Annotated in this window: 16 protein-coding genes and 1 other RNA gene; 6 read left to right on the top strand and 11 right to left on the bottom strand. The window is 32.4% G+C overall.

Annotated features, from left to right (window positions below):
- Window positions 1–31: 31 nt before the first annotated feature.
- Window positions 32–427, top strand: a complete 396-nt coding sequence (ytxJ, locus tag Q0871_RS02540; protein WP_299317521.1) for a bacillithiol system redox-active protein YtxJ — start codon at window positions 32–34, stop codon at window positions 425–427.
- A gap of 29 nt (window positions 428–456) precedes the next feature.
- Here ytxJ and Q0871_RS02535 read toward each other — a convergent pair whose 3' ends face one another.
- Window positions 457–1,641 (bottom strand): hypothetical protein, encoded by a 1,185-nt coding sequence (locus Q0871_RS02535; protein WP_299317520.1) that lies wholly within the window; start codon window positions 1,639–1,641, stop codon window positions 457–459.
- Between the two features lie 246 nt (window positions 1,642–1,887).
- On the opposite strand from Q0871_RS02535, the gene glyA reads away from it, so the two are divergent.
- Window positions 1,888–3,162 (top strand): serine hydroxymethyltransferase, encoded by a 1,275-nt coding sequence (glyA, locus tag Q0871_RS02530; RefSeq protein WP_299317517.1) that lies wholly within the window; start codon window positions 1,888–1,890, stop codon window positions 3,160–3,162.
- A gap of 28 nt (window positions 3,163–3,190) precedes the next feature.
- On the opposite strand, the gene Q0871_RS02525 is transcribed toward glyA, so the two are convergent.
- The 8 genes from Q0871_RS02525 to Q0871_RS02490 all read right to left on the bottom strand — a co-directional run bounded on the left by Q0871_RS02525 (window position 3,191) and on the right by Q0871_RS02490 (window position 11,070).
- A complete protein-coding gene (locus Q0871_RS02525; RefSeq protein WP_299317515.1) occupies window positions 3,191–3,829 on the bottom strand; it encodes a hypothetical protein in 639 nt (212 codons plus the stop codon).
- 157 nt (window positions 3,830–3,986) lie between these two features.
- Entirely contained in the window at window positions 3,987–4,655 is a 669-nt protein-coding gene (locus Q0871_RS02520; RefSeq protein ID WP_299317514.1) for a histidine kinase, read from the bottom strand.
- A gap of 39 nt (window positions 4,656–4,694) precedes the next feature.
- On the bottom strand, window positions 4,695–6,770 hold the full coding sequence (locus Q0871_RS02515) for a tetratricopeptide repeat-containing sensor histidine kinase (protein WP_299317512.1): 2,076 nt from the start codon (window positions 6,768–6,770) through the stop codon (window positions 4,695–4,697).
- 91 nt (window positions 6,771–6,861) lie between these two features.
- Window positions 6,862–7,038 carry a hypothetical protein gene (locus tag Q0871_RS02510; RefSeq protein WP_299317509.1) on the bottom strand — a complete coding sequence of 59 codons (177 nt, stop codon included), beginning with the start codon at window positions 7,036–7,038 and terminating at the stop codon, window positions 6,862–6,864.
- A 138-nt stretch (window positions 7,039–7,176) separates the two neighbouring features.
- Window positions 7,177–7,908, bottom strand: a complete 732-nt coding sequence (locus Q0871_RS02505; protein ID WP_299317507.1) for a LytTR family DNA-binding domain-containing protein — start codon at window positions 7,906–7,908, stop codon at window positions 7,177–7,179.
- Window positions 7,909–8,052: 144 nt separating this feature from the next.
- Window positions 8,053–9,597, bottom strand: coding sequence for a hypothetical protein (locus Q0871_RS02500; RefSeq protein WP_299317505.1), 1,545 nt, complete (start codon window positions 9,595–9,597; stop codon window positions 8,053–8,055).
- A gap of 26 nt (window positions 9,598–9,623) precedes the next feature.
- Window positions 9,624–10,010 (bottom strand): thioesterase family protein, encoded by a 387-nt coding sequence (locus tag Q0871_RS02495; protein ID WP_299317502.1) that lies wholly within the window; start codon window positions 10,008–10,010, stop codon window positions 9,624–9,626.
- Window positions 10,011–10,014: 4 nt separating this feature from the next.
- A complete protein-coding gene (locus tag Q0871_RS02490) occupies window positions 10,015–11,070 on the bottom strand; it encodes a glutaminyl-peptide cyclotransferase (RefSeq protein WP_299317499.1) in 1,056 nt (351 codons plus the stop codon).
- A 133-nt stretch (window positions 11,071–11,203) separates the two neighbouring features.
- Here Q0871_RS02490 and ffs point away from each other — a divergent pair.
- Both ffs and Q0871_RS02480 read left to right on the top strand, forming a co-directional pair.
- Window positions 11,204–11,302: signal recognition particle sRNA small type (gene ffs, locus Q0871_RS02485), an RNA gene on the top strand.
- Between the two features lie 89 nt (window positions 11,303–11,391).
- The gene (locus Q0871_RS02480; RefSeq protein WP_299317496.1) at window positions 11,392–12,198 is read left to right on the top strand and encodes an SDR family oxidoreductase; all 807 of its coding nucleotides are present in this window, start codon (window positions 11,392–11,394) and stop codon (window positions 12,196–12,198) included.
- 33 nt (window positions 12,199–12,231) lie between these two features.
- Here Q0871_RS02480 and Q0871_RS02475 read toward each other — a convergent pair whose 3' ends face one another.
- Window positions 12,232–13,614, bottom strand: coding sequence for a transaldolase (locus tag Q0871_RS02475; RefSeq protein WP_299317493.1), 1,383 nt, complete (start codon window positions 13,612–13,614; stop codon window positions 12,232–12,234).
- A 179-nt stretch (window positions 13,615–13,793) separates the two neighbouring features.
- On the opposite strand from Q0871_RS02475, the gene Q0871_RS02470 reads away from it, so the two are divergent.
- Both Q0871_RS02470 and Q0871_RS02465 read left to right on the top strand, forming a co-directional pair.
- Window positions 13,794–15,416 (top strand): ABC-F family ATP-binding cassette domain-containing protein, encoded by a 1,623-nt coding sequence (locus Q0871_RS02470; protein ID WP_299317490.1) that lies wholly within the window; start codon window positions 13,794–13,796, stop codon window positions 15,414–15,416.
- A gap of 32 nt (window positions 15,417–15,448) precedes the next feature.
- Window positions 15,449–16,573: a hypothetical protein gene (locus Q0871_RS02465; protein ID WP_299317487.1), complete on the top strand. Its 1,125-nt coding sequence runs from the start codon at window positions 15,449–15,451 to the stop codon at window positions 16,571–16,573.
- Between the two features lie 9 nt (window positions 16,574–16,582).
- Here Q0871_RS02465 and Q0871_RS02460 read toward each other — a convergent pair whose 3' ends face one another.
- Window positions 16,583–17,305 carry a hypothetical protein gene (locus Q0871_RS02460; RefSeq protein WP_299317485.1) on the bottom strand — a complete coding sequence of 241 codons (723 nt, stop codon included), beginning with the start codon at window positions 17,303–17,305 and terminating at the stop codon, window positions 16,583–16,585.
- Window positions 17,306–17,391 lie beyond the last annotated feature (86 nt).

The raw sequence follows: 17,391 nt of genomic DNA, 5'->3' as shown, positions 1-17,391 counted from the left end.
GTTGAAATGACAATATTAAATTAAGAATTTTATGGGAATATTTGGTGGTTTATTTGGAGGTTCTAGCGGTGGTGATGAAAAAAAATCATCAGGCATACCGTGGATACCTCTGAACTCTGTGGCTCAGTTAAGTGATATCAAAGAAGTGTCTAGTAGTAGGCCGCAGCTCATATTCAAACATTCCACATCTTGCGGAATTAGTAGAATGGTGCTGAATATGTTCAAAAGTAGTTACGGGCTAGAAGAGGGACAAATGGATCTTTACTTTTTAGATTTGTTGGCGAATAGAGATGTTTCTAATGCCGTTGCTGCTGAGTTTGGTGTAATGCATCAATCTCCTCAGCTATTAATAGTAAAGAATGGGGTAGTGGTAGTGCATGATTCGCACAATGCAATATCTAATATTAAGCTAGAACAATACATATAAAAAAAGCCCCGGAATTACGGGGCTCTTTTTTAATTGAAACTTTGATTTTTCAATATATTTTTAAGATTATTCTTTAAATCTTCACCGGCATCATAAACCATTTGTTCATTGCTGGGGAATGGTACTCTTGCGAGTTGTAAAAGAGAAACCAGGTCATTGTCCAACGCTCTTTTATCGCCATCGTAATTAGCATAAATATGTTCGAATATGAATTGACTAGTTAAAGGGTATTGATTTATTTTTTGTTGTTTCTTTAAATCTATAAAATTTACGACACCAGTTACCTGTGCACTTTTAAACTGTGTAAACTGGTAAAAATTACATCGTACCGTTTTAAATTTGTCAACTTTAATGCTATTGCCTAAACTGTCAGAAACTACATTGCCATTGCGGTCTTCTACAAAAGTATAGCCATCTTTAATTTGTCTTTCCTTGCTAATTTGTTTCTCCCTAATTTGTTCAGGAGAGATGTTTATGTCTTGAAAAGAAACTTCCATTTGATAATCATACACTTGATTTTGTATTCTGTTCGTATGGTATTCCGTCCAGTTAGAGTTCAGTCCGTATGTATTCAAATTTAAAAGTTCATCTTCTAACCTTTTTGGTATAATCTGATTTGTATTGTTTGTCATATCAACAATTACATAATCTAAGCCTTTTTGATATGCTTCATCTATTTTCGAAATAACATCTTTATAATTCGGATTTATTTCCTGTAAATAATTTAAATCATTGTACGCATTTCTAAAATCAGCTTTATAGTTAGCGTCAGTTAAAAGTGTATTTGCCTTGTTATATAAAAACTCAGATAATTTAGATTTTGCGGCAATGATATCATCATCATAATTCTTAAAGCTGAATTGCGCTCTTCTGCCTTCATCTTGAATTTGTAACGGCAGTAAGGGGCGAATTCGCTCTTGAATAGATTTAAGCCTACCGTAGGCATTGAAAATCTCTTCATAGTTTGCAGCGTTACCATCCTTTTTAAGGAATTTAATGTGTTGCAGCTCTCTTTCGGTATTTTTTTTATACCCTTCTTCAAGAAGAACTATATATTGCTGATTGCTTTTTTTGGTCTTATTCTCTGCAATATTCATTACTGCTTTATTAATTGCAGCCTCGTAATTACCAGAATTCAGAGCCTCCTGTGTTTTCTTGACACCACTACAAGAAAGTAGTAGGCCGATAAAACTAAATAGTAGAAATTTTTTCATGTCTATTATTTTTATGATTTATTATAGCTATTCAACAGCCGTGCCATAAAAGGGTTATTATTAAACGTAATAGGATGATGAATAGTATATATTCGATGAGATGCATGAATTCATTATTATTTAATAAGCTATAACAGTATAGTTATTAACTAATTTTAATAAATAAGTTATGTGTTTGTGCTCTTTTTTGCATTTCAATAGATGCGCTATTTGTATTTTTGCAACTTATTTAAAAGAAATATTATCATGCAACGCGACACTACTATTTTTAATTTAATTGAAGAAGAGAGACAACGTCAAATCAATGGCATTGAATTAATTGCCTCTGAAAATTTTACTAGTCCTCAGGTAATGGAAGCTCAAGGATCAGTACTTACAAATAAGTATGCTGAAGGGTATCCTGGTAAAAGATATTACGGCGGTTGCGAAGTAGTAGATAAAGTAGAGCAGTTGGCTATTGATAGAGCAAAAGAGCTATTTGGTGCGGCATATGCAAATGTGCAACCTCACTCGGGTTCTCAAGCTAATGCAGCGGTATATCACGCATGTTTACAGCCAGGTGATAAAATTTTAGGATTCGATTTATCTCATGGTGGTCACCTAACACATGGTTCGCCTGTTAATTTTTCGGGCAGATTATATAATCCTGTATTTTACGGGGTAGATAAAGAAACTGGAAGGTTAGATTATGATAAAATTCAAGAAGTAGCTACAAAAGAACAGCCAAAGCTTATTATAGCCGGAGCTTCTGCATATTCTAGAGATATGGATTTTGAGCGTTTTCGTAAGATTGCAGATAGTGTGAACGCTATTTTATTAGCAGATATTTCTCACCCTGCGGGATTAATTGCGAAGGGTCTTTTAAATAACCCAATTCCTCATTGTCATATTGTAACAACAACGACACATAAAACATTAAGAGGTCCAAGAGGTGGATTGATATTGATGGGAACTGATTTTGAAAATCCTTTTGGTATCAAACTTAAAAATGGAAATCTTAGAAAAATGTCTGCTTTATTAGATTTAGCTGTTTTTCCAGGAAATCAAGGTGGTCCTTTAGAACATGTTATCGCTGGTAAGGCAATCGCCTTTGGTGAAGCGTTAACAGAGTCATACGCAACGTATATAGCTCAAGTAAAAACAAATGCCGATGCGATGGCTAAATCTTTTGTGAAACGAGGTTATAATATCATTTCTGATGGTACAGATAATCACATGATGCTGATAGATTTAAGAAATAAAGATATTTCAGGTAAAGATGCTGAGAAGGCATTGGTTTTAGCAGATATTACTGCTAATAAAAATATGGTGCCATTTGATGATAAATCGCCATTTGTAACTTCTGGTATTCGTTTTGGAACAGCAGCAATAACTACAAGAGGTCTGGTTGAAAGCGATATGGAAAAAGTAGTAGATTTTATTGATCAGGTAATTACAAATCCTGAAAATGAAACTATTATAAAGGAAGTGAAAGGGAAGGTTAATGCAATGATGAATACAAGACCAATATTTAATGCATAATTAGAAGTTAGTAATTGATTTAGAGTTTTTATTCAGATAAAAACTCTAAATCACCACTAACATAAGTATTCTTATTTACGTCGTAAATAGAAGCCTCATCATCTTTATCTAAGTAAATTCCCCAAAATTCTGAATAAGATTTTGGAGCCATATTTAATTGTTCATCATCTGCTTCAATATTCTCGATATAATCTTCGAATATGGGAACAAATATTTCGTAAGGTTTTTGAGTAAGTCCCCTCGTTAAAAACACATAATTAAATGCTATTTGTTTTAAAATATCATTTAACTGTGTTGATATACTCCTATCATAAATTCTTTTTATAACAATACTAGTGTCGTTTAAGAATAGTGTAAATTCTTCAATATCAATGTTGTATTGATTTTTAATATCAAGAGTCTCTAAAGCTATATGTAAGGGTGAATCTTCTTTTTCGCTACTTCCCCATCTACCTGTATTAAAATGGGCAAGTAGTTCAAGCAAATCTAAATTGCAGGTAACTTCTAAAACTAAACTGATAGAATTAAAGGTAATATGCTGGTTGTTAAGCTTTACATTAGAAAAATAATGAAAACCAATAGCGCTTAGAAATTCATCGATACCAGAAATCTCTTTAGTATATTCTAGTTTTGAATTATTAATAAAATTTTCGTAGTTAAACGGCATAAAGGTAGAAATTTATAGCATTCTTTAACATAAAGATACTTTTCTCACTTTGCAATTTGGCTTAGTAAAACCTTAGAATTTCGGAGGATATTATGATAAAATGAACTTAAAAATTGTAAACATTTGATAATCAGTAAATTGTAATTTAAAGTGTTATTTATAAAAAGCCTCGTGTTTTTGCTTCATTTATCAAGGCAAGGTCATTACCGTTTTTAACGTCGAATAAGGCTTTTAGTTGTCGTTTTCTAGCTTCTACAGTAGTGTTTGCAGAACCAATTAATGGTGCAATATCTCTAGTGTGTATGCCTTGAGATAGATGGTAAAGAATCTTTTGATCTTGTTCATCAATAACAATGTTGGTTGACATTCTGCGACGTATTGCAGATAGGGCGCTAGCAGTATAATAAGGAGATTCGTTAACAATGGTTTCTACCATTGTTTTAAGTGACATTTCGTCTATTTCAGATTTAACCATATACCCATCTGGATTTACAGTTTTAAAAATATTATTAATTCTATAATTGTCACTGTAAGAAGACATGAATACCACCTTTGAATTAGGTACTTCATTTCTCGCTACAATGCCTAAATCAATACCTGTTCTAGGGTCTTTAGATTGTGGTGAGAATAATTGAATATCTAATAGAATAATGTCGTAAGGTACAGCGCGCTTTGAAGTTTCAATTTTAGTTTTTCCTTTTTCGAAACTGGTAGCAATTTCTACCTTAACATTAAAGTCGGTAAATTCAGAATCCTCAAGAATATATTTATATCCAAGAGCAGTCATTTCGTGGTCATCTACCGTTAAAATTCGTACAGTGTTCATAATTTACGATTCTATTGTAATTTACTAAACGTATTTATATTAGGTATTATTATTGCTTGTTTTTTTAATATCAACTTTAACAGGAATATTTAAAGAAATGGTAGTGCCTTGTCCTTCAGTTGAATCTATATGAAAGATACCATTTAGTTTTTCTATTCTAGAAGTAATGTTTCTTATTCCTATTCCTTTTTTGCCTTTATTAATATTATAACCAATACCGTTATCACTCATGATAACATTGAATTGATCGTCGTTTCTATAGAAGGTAACTTCGAAGTATGAGCATTTGGAATGTTTAATTGCGTTTTGAAACGTTTCTTGAATTATTCTATATACATTAATTTTAATATCACCGTCCAAGCTATCCCAGTTTTCATCTTCGTTAAAATGAAAGATTGTTTTGATGTTTGCATTTTTGTTGTTAGAAAGAAGGGTTTCAACAGAATCAGTAAAATTATTTATTTTTTGATAGGCACTATGGCTTAGCTCATGAGATATAGATCGTATTTCATTTTCAATTTCTTGTAAGGATCCTAGTGCTTTAGATTTTTCTTGAATAGCCTCATCTGTAGCTCGCTTATTTAAACCGGTTAATATCATTCGGGCACCAAGCATTTTGCCGAGCACACCGTCATGAAGTTCTTCTGATATTCGTTTTTGCTCTAATCGCTTTACCTCATCGACTTTTTGTTTTTGGGTTAACATGAGGTTGAAAATCTCTTGGTTGTTAGCCTGTTGTTGCTGATCAAACCTAAGTTTTTGATTTTTAGCTCTTTGATTAATAATGATATATATGGATAGACCCAGTAAAAAGAACCCGGTGGCAATACCGATCCAAATTTGCTTTTGTTTAGAGAGTACTTCTTTCTCGCTTTCGAGCTCTATATTTTCAGCTATAAATTCATCGGTTTCAAAGCGTATGCGAGCAAATTTATTTTGCTGCTTACGGTCTTCTTTTTGTAGGCTATCATTAAGTGTAGTAAACTTTTTAAAATAGCCTGTAGCATATTGTTTGTCTAAGATTGCTAAATATTGCCATGTTTTTAAAAGCTGCTCATTTGAATTTGCAGCATAGGCTAACCTTTCAGATTCTTTGGCTTTGATTACTGCACTTATAGTATCATTAGCGAATGCCTTGTATTCTGCGTAATTATAATAACTTGATGATAAACTACCTAGGTCATTTTCTTTCTGCTTAATTTCAATTGCTTTGATGAAAAGGTTTTCAACATCAACGGTATCTTTATTATATAATTTAGAAGTGGCAAGATTGCTTAACGCCTTGGCGTACAGTGAGGGATTTTTTACGAATAAGTTATTGGTTCTTAAAACGTCTTCAAAATTTTCAATCGCTTTTAGGTACTGTTCGTTGTTCCTGTAGGTTACTCCGATATTATTAATGAGAGTGGCTACGTTAATATTGGAATTGGGAGTCTTTTTTAAATAAAATAATGATTCTTTGTAATAGGAAAGTGATTTGTCATATTCTTCTAAATCGTTCAAAACAATACCCAAAAGATTATAACTACTAGATAGTTTTTTATTGTCTTCAATCGATTTAAAATGTTCAATAGCTTTTACGGTATTTGCTTCGCTACCTATGTAATCTTTGATTTTCATTTGAATGATAGCCATGTTCAAATGCAATTGTCCTGCACTGAAATTGTCTTCAGAAGTTTCAAAAATATCTAGTGCTTCTCCAAAGTAAAAAAATGCACTATCTTTTATAGCCCTATTATTAAAATAAGCAGCCAAATCCCAGTATGCATTTGCCACACCTACGGAATCATTAATTCTTGTATTGACGGAAATAGCGTTTTTATTTATTTTACGATACAGTAAACTGTCGGTAATAAAATTTGGGATATACGATAGTCTAGAGAAATATAATGCTTTTAAAGAGTCGTTAGCTGTATTTTTCGCTTGGTTAAAAGCTTTTAATTGTAACACTAATTTTTGTTCTTCAGAAGTCTCAAGTTTATTACTTTCAGATATCCAAGCAGAGATACTGTCGTTAGTGTTATATGTTTCTTGAAGTGCTTTCGCAGGTTTTGTTTTTGAACAAGCTAGGCAAAGTAGAAAGATTGTGAATATATAAAAATAGGACTTGTTCAAAAAAAATGATTTTATGATGAAGAAAAAACCAAGGTATAAAAAAAGCCTTTAACAATCATGTTAAAGGCTTTCTTGTATTTATAAATTTTATTTATGCAATCCCTTTTGGTGGTTTTCTGTCTTCTGGGAAAGTTGCGCAATCATTACAAGCAAGTGCTTTTGAAATATCGTTCATGAATTCAAATTCATTTGCTGTATTCTGAATAATTGATGTTGCCATACCTATAGTCATTATTGCAACTGCTAAAATACTTGTAACTTTTTTCATACTGTTTCTGTTTTTTAGGGGTTTTGGTTTATGATACAGCCAAAGTAATACCGTTCGTTGAGCAACGAAGGCAAAATTTTTAGTCTTAAGTAGATGACCTGATTCTGTTAGTAAACGAACCAATTGTGAGAGAATTCTTTAATTTAGAGAAGAAAAGGTATTTTTTGAAAGAATATTCTTAAGGTTATTCATATTCTCTCTGTATGTTTTTGAAAAAGGAATATTCTCGTTTACCGCTTTAATTGCACAGATAGATTTTCCGAAGTTGATACGAGATACATAGCTTGTGTTTACAATATAACTTTGGTGAACACGCATAAAATTATCAGGCAAGGTATTTTCAAAAGTCTTTAACGTTTTATAGGCGTTGATAATTGTACCGTCTTTCATGAAAAATTCGGTAGTATTATTATCTGCCTTTAAGTAAAGAATATCGTTGGTGTTTAGATATTGAAAATCATTATATGATTTTAGACATATTGTGGCGGGCGCCTTATCTTTTGGCATTCTTTTTTGCAATTTCAATAAGGACTTGCGAATATCAAATTCATTAAAGGGTTGTAGCCAGTAATCAAAAAAGCCATTTTTTATAGCATCGTACGCGTAATTCTTAGTAGATGCAATACCAATTAATATAGGTAACTGATTCATGTATTGATGAATTTCAGTAACCATTAAAAATACAGATGAATAATCATTGTTAAGATTGATAAAAACAATATCTGGAGAGTACTTTAATATATCATTTAATCCGTCGGAAGGGTTGTTGGTAGTGTTTAAACATTCAAAGTCACCATATTCATCCAAAAATGCATGCAACTGCAAATTTGAAACAGCATCAGAGTCGATTATGGTGTATGTATAATTCAAATGAAATAGCGTATACTACGAAATTAAACATAGGTAAGAAAAGCTAGACCTAGAATGTCCTTATAAAAAGAGAGGACATGTTTATAAAATCAGTAGTTACGGGGCTTGTGAGAGAAAAATCTTTCAATTTTTCTCGTACTATGATTAAAAATTTTCCTCGATGGCTTGATAAGCACCCAAATCTGGATTAGGTATTCGTGCTGTTTCAATGATATCTAACGGCGTAGAATTCGCAATATTTAAATCACCTTTATTGATGACTTCAGAATCTAACCCAATTCTAAAATCATTTTCAAATGGACGAAAATAATCTAACTCTCCATTAAAAATAACATTGGGGTAGTGGACTTCACTTTCAAAATCATAAAGTATATTATTCTCTGTAGAAGATTGATTTTCGCTGAATTTGATATAACAATTTTGAAAACTAAAGTTGAAAGAATTTTGATTATTGCTCTGAAGCGAAATTTCATTAGCGCTATTTCCGTCGATTATGCAGTTCTTAAAATCTGCAGCCAATAAATCAAATCCGTTATTTGGACTGGTAGTCGAAGTATTGCTTATAGCTAAACTAGCATTAAATCGAAACCCTTTGTTCCAATAATTAGCAATTGTAGCATGTGTAAATGAGTAATTACCACCATTCTCTATATAAAGAGAGGAGCTGCCTGCACTACCTAATATGATATTGGCAGCATTTACATGGGCATTTTTAGTCCAGAGATTATATCTTGAGCTATTCAGTATCTGGCTGTTTGTTATGGTCAAGGTTTCTTCTGGTTCATTCTCTTGCCCTTCAACGAATAAGCCTAATTTAGCGTTCTTAATAGTTAAATGGTTAATTGAGTTATTCTTACTCCCTGCACTTATCCAAATAGTTCCCCATTGCCCTGGTATATTGTTGAATTGGGTCTCAAGTCTATCTCCTTCGAAAATAACTTCTCCTTCTAGTAGCTCTTCGTTTTCGCTTAATTCTCCGTTTATACTAATCGTCCCCCCATTTTGTACTAAAATTCCAGAATTCTGATGGAAATGCACACGCGTACCTGCATCAATAATTAGTTCATTTCCGTCAGGGACTATGGCATAACCATAGATAACATAAGATTTGTCTTTTGTAAAATATAAATGTTCGTCAGGTAGTATAAATCCATCTATTTCAATAGGGTTTCCTGATTCGTCATTATAAAGTACAATAGCCTCTGTATTATTGTTTGTATTGTTGTCAGGGTAGAGTAGTATGGCATCTTTTGCCAAAGTCACTAATTCAACAGATTGTTGAAAAGGTTCTTTATCAAATTGAATAGCATCGGTGTATAAGAGCTCATTTGGGGTATTGTCATTTATGTCTATTGTAGTTTCTACCAAAATAAAAAGACTGTCTTCAGCGTAAAGCGGAATGTTTTCGAATTCTTTGCCAGCAACTCCATCTACGTTTAATCTGTAAAAACTTTCAACACCGTTTTTAAGGGTAATAGTAGGGATGATAATATCATCTTTAGTATCGTTATAAACTTTTAATGTATAGGTGCTGCTTCCTATATTTGAGAAAACCGTATCTAGGTAAACGGTGTCTTTAGAAAACGAAAGATGACCGTTACTTGGGGCGTATTCAAAATCTTTTCTACAAGAGGCGCTCCAAAGAATAATAAATAAAATGGTGAGTATTGTTAAGATTCTAAGGCGCACGCTACAATGGTTTTACTTCATCTAAGTTAAAGGAAAATTTCTTTGATCTCTTCAGGAATTCGTATAGGTCTATAAGATTTACTATCAAGAAGACACCATTCTGTGCTTGATCTAACCAGTAATTTGTTGGTTGTACCGTGTTTCATCTCTACAATTCTAACACATTTAGCTCCAGAACTAGATTCTATGTGTGTTGATATAACAATAGGGTCATCTAATACTGCTGCCCGCTTATATTCAATATGATGAGTTAATACTACCCAAATGACATCTTCCTGCATTTTTGCAGTTGCTACTGTTTGCCAGTGTTCTTTAGAAATGTCTTGTATCCACTGAACATAGCGCACATTGTTTACATGGTTTAAATCGTCTAAATCGTCATGCGAAACAACAATTTTTTTTTGAAATGCCATATTTCTATTTTTTCTCTATTTGCACTTCAAACATTTTGTCCCAGAACTTACCGGTAACAAAAAATGTTTTGCGTTCAGGGTGATAGGCAATTCCATTAAGCACATAATTTGTTTTATCCCAATTTTCAGTTTTAGTAATGATATCACTTAAGCCGCTAAAATTGATAACACCTTCTATAGCGCCTGTTTTACTATCAATAATCATGACACTTGGTTTTTGATAAACGTTGGCGTAAATTTTTCCATCAACATATTCTAATTCGTTGGCTGAATTAAATATTGAAGAATTGGTTACCGTTTCTATATAGCCTTCTTCGGTCATAGTATCTGGATTTATAAACCATATTTTTTCTGTTCCATCGCTTTTGAAAATTTTAGAGCCGTCGTTTGTTAATCCCCAGCCTTCACGACTTTTTCCGTATTGAAAATTGTCCAATTTTTTAAAAGAGTTCAAATCATATATAAAACCTAGACCACTTTGCCATGTAAGCTGATAAATTTTATTGTTTAATATGGTGATACCTTCTCCAAAATAAGTTTCATCTAAATCTATTTGTTCAAAAACTTTTCCAGTTTTAAAATCTAATTTTCTTAAGAAAGATACCCCCTTTTTTCCTGTAGACTCATATAGGGTATCATTATGAAATTCTAAGCCTTGTGTATAAGCTTTAGTGTCATGTGGGTATTCCTTAATGATGGTGTAGGTGTAAATTTCTGGAGCTTTTTTAGAAAGTACTTTTAAATTTTTATTAATATCGACGGTTTCACCATCAAAAGTAATTTTCGCTGTTAGAATCTTGTTTCCTAATGTGGGTAAATCTATTTTTATTTTATCATTATTGACCGGAATTTTGGTGCCATCAATACTATATTCAACGCTTTCTATCTGTTTATCCTTTTTATTTTTAATACTTATACCAATTTCTTGGTTCAAATTAACTTGGCTTGCATTTTTCTCTAAGCTAATTTCGAATAGGGAAGATGCTTTTTGGTTGCCGCTGCCGCAAGCGGTGAACAAACTGGTAATAAGAACGATACAAAAGAAATTTATAATTTTCATTGAGAAAACGGGTGTTTAAGTTTATGTAGTAAGTGTATACAAGAAGGGTTTCTTGTTATTAATAGGCAATTTAATTCATAAAAATTAGAAACTAAAGGATTGTCAAAGTTTTAAAAGATTGTATATTTGCACCTGGCAAGTCCTACACGACCAGCTCCTGTAGAATCCCCCAGGGTGGGAACACAGCAAGGGTATATGGTCGTAGCGGTGCGATGTAGGTAGCTTGCCTTTTTTTGTGCCTTAAAATGAAATTTTACAAATTAAGGTAACATATTCACAACCAATTCTATATAACGTTTAGCATCGCTTATTTTCTATAAAATGAAAACAAAAGTAGTACTAATTACAGGTGGGTCTTCAGGTATTGGCAAAGCAATAGGTATACATTTAAAAGAAAAAGGATATAAAGTTTACGGTACCACACGTAGCAAAAGTAAATATCCATCATTTTCAGATTTTCCACTTTTAGAGATGGATGTTAGAAATGTAGAGACTATAAAAAGTTGTATTGCATCATTATTAGAGCTTGAAAATAGAATTGATGTACTGATAAATAATGCAGGTGTAGGTATAACTGGACCAATGGAAGAAACCCCTCATGAAGAAGTATTAAAAGCCTTTGCAACCAATTTCAACGGACCATTAAATGTGATGAACAATGTATTGCCCGTTATGCGTGAGCAAAAAGAAGGTCTTATTATTAATATAACCTCTATTGCAGGTTATATGGGATTACCATATAGAGGAATCTATTCAGCATCAAAAGGAGCATTAGAAATTGTTACCGAGAGTTATAGAATGGAAACTAAATCTTTTGGTATTAAGCTTACAACATTGGCGCCGGGAGATTTTGCTACTAATATTGCCTCTGGTAGATATCATACCCCTGTATATGAAAATTCAGCTTACAGAAATGCTTATAAGAGTACTTTAGAGGCTATAGATGCAGATGTAGATAGTGGTGGTAATCCGGCTGATGTAGCTAAGAAGATTGCTAAAATTATAGAAACAAAAAACCCTAAACCTCATTACCAAGTAGGTTCATTTATTCAAAAATTCTCTTTAACACTCAAAAATTTATTGCCGGGTCTTTGGTTTGAGAAGTTGCTAGAAGGGCATAGTTCTTAATAATCTATAATAATTTTTACAAAAAAATAGTTACTAATTCTTATAGATATTAGAAAAGCCATCTACTATTACCGCATTTTCAGTTATAATAGCTTTGTTCATAGGGTATAGTACTAATTTTTCAGTAAGCTCTTTAAAATCGTTGCTATGATATTGTGATGAAGGATCTACACCGAGTGTGGCTATAATAGTTTTCCACTGGTCGAAATCAGTTTTAATATTAATACCGATAAGTTCATGATCAGGTTTCTTTTCTTTTAGGGTAGATACTCGTTTAAATATCTCTAAATATTGTTTTTTATTAGTGCCAGACCAGAAATAAAACAAAACTTTCTTGTTAGCTGCAATTTCAGTTAATGTCTTGCTATCATTGTTGAAGGTCATCACCTTTAAATCGGGAATAACTTTTGCAGGCTGAAGATTTGCAATACCTTGATAAAGGTTTTCAATTTCTTCTATATGCATATTGTTTTTAGAAACTTTCTTAAATTCCTTTAAGAATATTTCTGTGTTTTCAGGAGCATCCTTTTTCTTTAGTAAATAGTCAAATGCTACATTTCTAAAAAGATTATCTCTCAATTCTTTTTCAATTACAAGACTGTCAATTAGATGTAATTTATGCTTTTTATAATGCAATTGTTTGCTTTCGTCTTTGTGGGCGTTCTTGCACTCATTTTTACAGCTCATGTAAGATAAGTTACCAAAATGAGCTTTCATAAAATCGTAATAAGGTCTAAGGTAAGTCAATGTATGATCACCATAATTTATTTGATTTCTATACGCGTAAAAATCTTTAGGTAAATCATGAAAATTTTCCTCAGCAGTTTTTCTTTTATGTTGAAAGGGGTAAATTTCTTTATATCTATTATAGGTATAATCTATACTACCGGTTAATAATCTAATTGCTTCTTCAGAAATTAAATTTTCTAAAATTAACTCGTTTAGAATAGCAATTTTGTCTTGCCTTAGAGATTCTATTTTATCAGCGAAGTCTATTGGGTCTAATTCATAATACTCAGAATACATGGCAGAATCTTCTTCTTCAGTTGCCAGGAATAATTCTAATAGAAAATTATTAGTCTCTTCATTAGTACCAGAGAAAACCAAAGACTCATCAAAATAGATAGTATTAAGCCTAACCATAAGGCTATCACCCTTTTCTAAATATACATATTGATGTTCTGGAGCTAAGTTAAAGTGGTACAAACCGTTTTCAATCGAAGAAAGCTTAAACTCAAATCGGTTTTTGCTATCAATTTTTGCAGAATCGATTTTTATACTGCCTTTTAGCAAAACAACTTGATCACTTGTAGGATTCACTATTTCACCAGCAAACAATACTGTTTCAGAATCTTTTTTTGTGGAGGAACAACCCATTAATAAGGCTACGCATGCAGAGAGTAAAATTCTTATCATATAGTATATGGGACTGGTGATTTTCAAAAATAACAAACCTAATCACCAGATGATGTTAATAGCTAGTTAAATGTTGTGAACCGCTAACTTAAGAATCTTTTGTTGAATTTGATGCTAAACTAGGTAGTGTAAGCCTAGAAATTCAGTATTTTTGCACGGATTTTTAAAATTTTGTTTCTATGTTATCTGTTTCTAATCTTTCTGTTCAATTTGGAAAACGAGTGTTGTTTGATGAAGTAAATGTTGCTTTTACGCAAGGTAATTGCTACGGTATTATTGGTGCCAATGGTGCAGGTAAATCTACTTTTTTGAAAATTCTTGCTGGTCAAATGGATCCAACCTCTGGTAATGTTCATTTAGAGCCAGGTAAGAGAATGTCTATATTAGAACAGAATCATAACTCAGCTGATGACTTTACTGTATTAGAAGCGGTGGTAATGGGTAACAAACCATTATATGAGATAAAAAAAGAAATCGATGCCCTTTATGCTGATTACGATGATAAAAATGCAGATAGAATAGGGGAGTTACAGGTCAAGTTTGAGGAGATGAATGGTTGGAATGCAGATAGTAACGCTGCTGCATTACTTTCTAACCTGGGTATTAGTGCCGATTTGCATTCTACTTTAATGTCTGAGTTAGACTCTAAATTAAAAGTACGTGTACTTTTGGCGCAAGCATTATTCGGTAATCCTGATGTTTTGATTATGGATGAACCTACCAACGACCTGGATTATGAAACAATCAGTTGGTTAGAGAACTTCTTGGCAGATTATGAAAATACGGTGATTGTAGTAAGTCATGACCGTCACTTTTTAGATACGGTTTGTACTGATATAGGTGATATTGATTTCGGAAAATTGAATTTATATTCTGGTAACTATACGTTTTGGTATGAGAGTAGTCAGTTAGCGGCTCGTCAACGTGCACAACAAAACAAGAAGGCAGAAGAGAAAGCAAAAGAACTGCAAGAATTTATTGCTCGTTTTAGTGCAAACGTTGCAAAAAGTAAACAAGCAACTTCTCGTAAAAAAATGCTTTCAAAATTAAAGATTGATGATATTAAACCATCTAGCCGTAGGTATCCTGCAATTATTTTTGACAGAGAGCGTGAGGCTGGGGATCAGATTTTAAACGTTGAAGGACTTTCTGCTTCTACAGATGAGGGCGAGCTATTATTTAGCAACGTAAACATCAACTTGGCAAAAGGAGATAAAATTGCCATAATATCAAGAGACTCTAGAGCTACTTCAGCATTCTATGATATCATAAACGGTAATAAAAAGGCAGATAAAGGTACTTTTCAGTGGGGTATAACTACTAACCAATCTTACTTGCCTGCAGATAATTCAGATTTCTTTACCGGTAACATCAACTTGGTAGATTGGTTACGTCAATACGCTAAAACAGAAGAAGAACGCGAAGAAGTATACATTCGTGGTTTCTTGGGTAAAATGTTATTTAGTGGTGAAGAAGCGCTTAAAAAATGTACTGTTCTTTCTGGAGGGGAAAAAGTACGTTGTATGTTAAGTAGAATGATGTTAATGCGTGCCAATGTATTAATGTTAGATGAACCAACAAACCACTTAGATCTAGAAAGTATTACGGCATTTAATAATTCACTAAAGAATTTTAAGGGTACTGTAATGTTAACTACACATGATCATGAGTTTGCGCAAACTGTTGCAAATAGAATCATAGAATTAACGCCTAAAGGCAACATTGATAGGTATTCAACGTTTGATGAATATATGTCTGATAAGACATTGAAAGATCAGCGTAACAAAATGTACGCTAATTAAGCATAGAATAGATTAACCCAAATCGATGTTTTATGAAAACCTACAAATATGTGGCTTGCTTTATGCTAGCCTTTAGTTTCTTCGCATGCGAAAAATCTTCAGATCAAGTTGATGAAGAAATCGCTACTAATGTACAAGTTGACTACACCGTTTTTTTACAAAATAACAATCAGTTAAATGGTATTGTTGTGGGATCTGCTAATGATGAATTTGCTGTTAAAAGTACTGTAAACTCATTTAGTAACATTCCATCAAATGCTATAAAATATCGTACTACAACCGATATAGGGTATTATTCCACTACTAATTGTCAGGCAACCTTTCAAAGGTTTAATGCAGAAGATTCTTCTTCAGAGTCAGTATCATTATTTAGTGATATAGATGCATGTTCTATAAATGTACTTGCAATGGCATATTCAAATGAACTTGCTGCTGTTGCTTATGAAAGAGAGCTATTGGGTAAAGACAAGCAATTTGTGGTTCGCATAAATTCAACTACTGATGCAGCAGTTAATGCTGTAGAAATTTCTTTGGAAAAGAAGCCGGTGGATATTGTTATGTCATCAAATCGTTTGTTTGTGTTAACGTTAAATGAGTTTGTAAGTGATGAATTTCATTTATCGGTAATTGATTTGGATGATAATGAAGTTTTGATAGAATTAGATTTAGGTTTAGACGCACAGCGTCTATTTACCAATAACAATGGTATGGTGATTATTAGCTATCCAGAGTTACATACTATTTTAAATCCCCTTACATTAGAAAAATCGTACACCACATATGGTGAGAATACTGAGCCTGGATTTGTAACAACGAAAGATTTTTTCTTAGATAGCGCAGGTAAATTTTATTTTCAAAAGAATATACCAAGTGCAGAAATTGAAGAAGTACCAGCGATATATGACTTTGAAAAGAATAGCACTGTAGTATATCTATTTGAAAATTTCTTAACTGAAACTGAACTGAATATGAGGTACAGTATAGACCAAACCACATCAATAGCATACGATGAAAAGAACAATTACGTTTTAATAGGCTATCAGAAAAAAGGACAAGTAGATAAAGGTGGAATTCTGAGAATAACTCCTTCACCCGATTTCAAGCTTATTGATAATATTGATTTAGAGGGCGTTCCAAAAACCATATTTGTAAAGTAGCACTAATAACTAACTATTGAAATATTTGCTGTTCCAAATAGCAGGGTTAAAGTTTTTGCCCATTGCAAATCCGTAGAAAATTACAACAGAAGCAATACACTTGAACATAAAAAAGTTCAAAATCCAAAATTGCGCATTTGAATTAGTTTTTGAGAATAGTCCGTCTGGTATCAACATCGTTGTAATGAAACTCATCAATAAAACTAAAATAGCAAGGTTTACAATGCTTTTAAAAGGCCACATTAAAAGCTTTCGTAATGGGTGAAGGTCATTTCCCCATTGATGTATTAAATAATGATAACCATTTCCGATAGGAGCAAATAGCAAAGGGTCGTCTTTATCTTCTAGTTTAAAAAGTTTAGAAGGTGCTATTATCTTAAATCCTTGTATTTCTAAGTTATGTTCTTTTTCTAAACTTTTAATTTTTGACAACGCTTCTGCCGGTATTGTTCCTTTAAAATATTTGGTATCTAAAAAGCGTAAACGATAATCTATACAAATTTGCTTGATTTCATCTATGTGATAAATTTTAGAACTTTCTAATTTATCTGCGTTAAAATTATTGTTAGGTATACCCTTACTTGTCGTAACGTTTTGCTCAATTCTATTAAATTCATCATCTACATTTGAAAGAATACTATAAACCTCTTTCATTCTCGCATCTTCCGTTGAATTCTGCTTATTTCTAGTTTTAGAGAGTTTTTGTTCAATATTTGTTTTAGATAACAGCATATTCTTTTTTTTTAGCAATACACTCAAAGTTAGTTAATTAGTTATTTTATCAAAATCTTGTTTAACTTAATTAAAAGTTAATAAAA

It is taken from the genome of uncultured Maribacter sp., from assembly GCF_947500985.1.
In the GTDB taxonomy this organism is placed as follows: domain Bacteria; phylum Bacteroidota; class Bacteroidia; order Flavobacteriales; family Flavobacteriaceae; genus Maribacter.
Note: the sequence above shows the minus strand (reverse complement) of the source record. Positions and strands in the feature narration are given on the sequence as shown.

Excerpts from the sequence above, each read along its gene's own strand:
- ytxJ (WP_299317521.1), top strand. The coding sequence starts at position 32 with ATGGGAATATTTGGTGGTTTATTTGGAGGTTCTAGCGGTGGTGATGAA.
- Q0871_RS02535 (WP_299317520.1), bottom strand. The coding sequence starts at position 1,641 with ATGAAAAAATTTCTACTATTTAGTTTTATCGGCCTACTACTTTCTTGT.
- glyA (WP_299317517.1), top strand. The coding sequence starts at position 1,888 with ATGCAACGCGACACTACTATTTTTAATTTAATTGAAGAAGAGAGACAA.
- Q0871_RS02525 (WP_299317515.1), bottom strand. The coding sequence starts at position 3,829 with ATGCCGTTTAACTACGAAAATTTTATTAATAATTCAAAACTAGAATAT.
- Q0871_RS02520 (WP_299317514.1), bottom strand. The coding sequence starts at position 4,655 with ATGAACACTGTACGAATTTTAACGGTAGATGACCACGAAATGACTGCT.
- Q0871_RS02510 (WP_299317509.1), bottom strand. The coding sequence starts at position 7,038 with ATGAAAAAAGTTACAAGTATTTTAGCAGTTGCAATAATGACTATAGGT.
- Q0871_RS02495 (WP_299317502.1), bottom strand. The coding sequence starts at position 10,010 with ATGGCATTTCAAAAAAAAATTGTTGTTTCGCATGACGATTTAGACGAT.
- Q0871_RS02490 (WP_299317499.1), bottom strand. The coding sequence starts at position 11,070 with ATGAAAATTATAAATTTCTTTTGTATCGTTCTTATTACCAGTTTGTTC.
- Q0871_RS02480 (WP_299317496.1), top strand. The coding sequence starts at position 11,392 with ATGAAAACAAAAGTAGTACTAATTACAGGTGGGTCTTCAGGTATTGGC.
- Q0871_RS02475 (WP_299317493.1), bottom strand. The coding sequence starts at position 13,614 with ATGATAAGAATTTTACTCTCTGCATGCGTAGCCTTATTAATGGGTTGT.
- Q0871_RS02470 (WP_299317490.1), top strand. The coding sequence starts at position 13,794 with ATGTTATCTGTTTCTAATCTTTCTGTTCAATTTGGAAAACGAGTGTTG.
- Q0871_RS02465 (WP_299317487.1), top strand. The coding sequence starts at position 15,449 with ATGAAAACCTACAAATATGTGGCTTGCTTTATGCTAGCCTTTAGTTTC.
- Q0871_RS02460 (WP_299317485.1), bottom strand. The coding sequence starts at position 17,305 with ATGCTGTTATCTAAAACAAATATTGAACAAAAACTCTCTAAAACTAGA.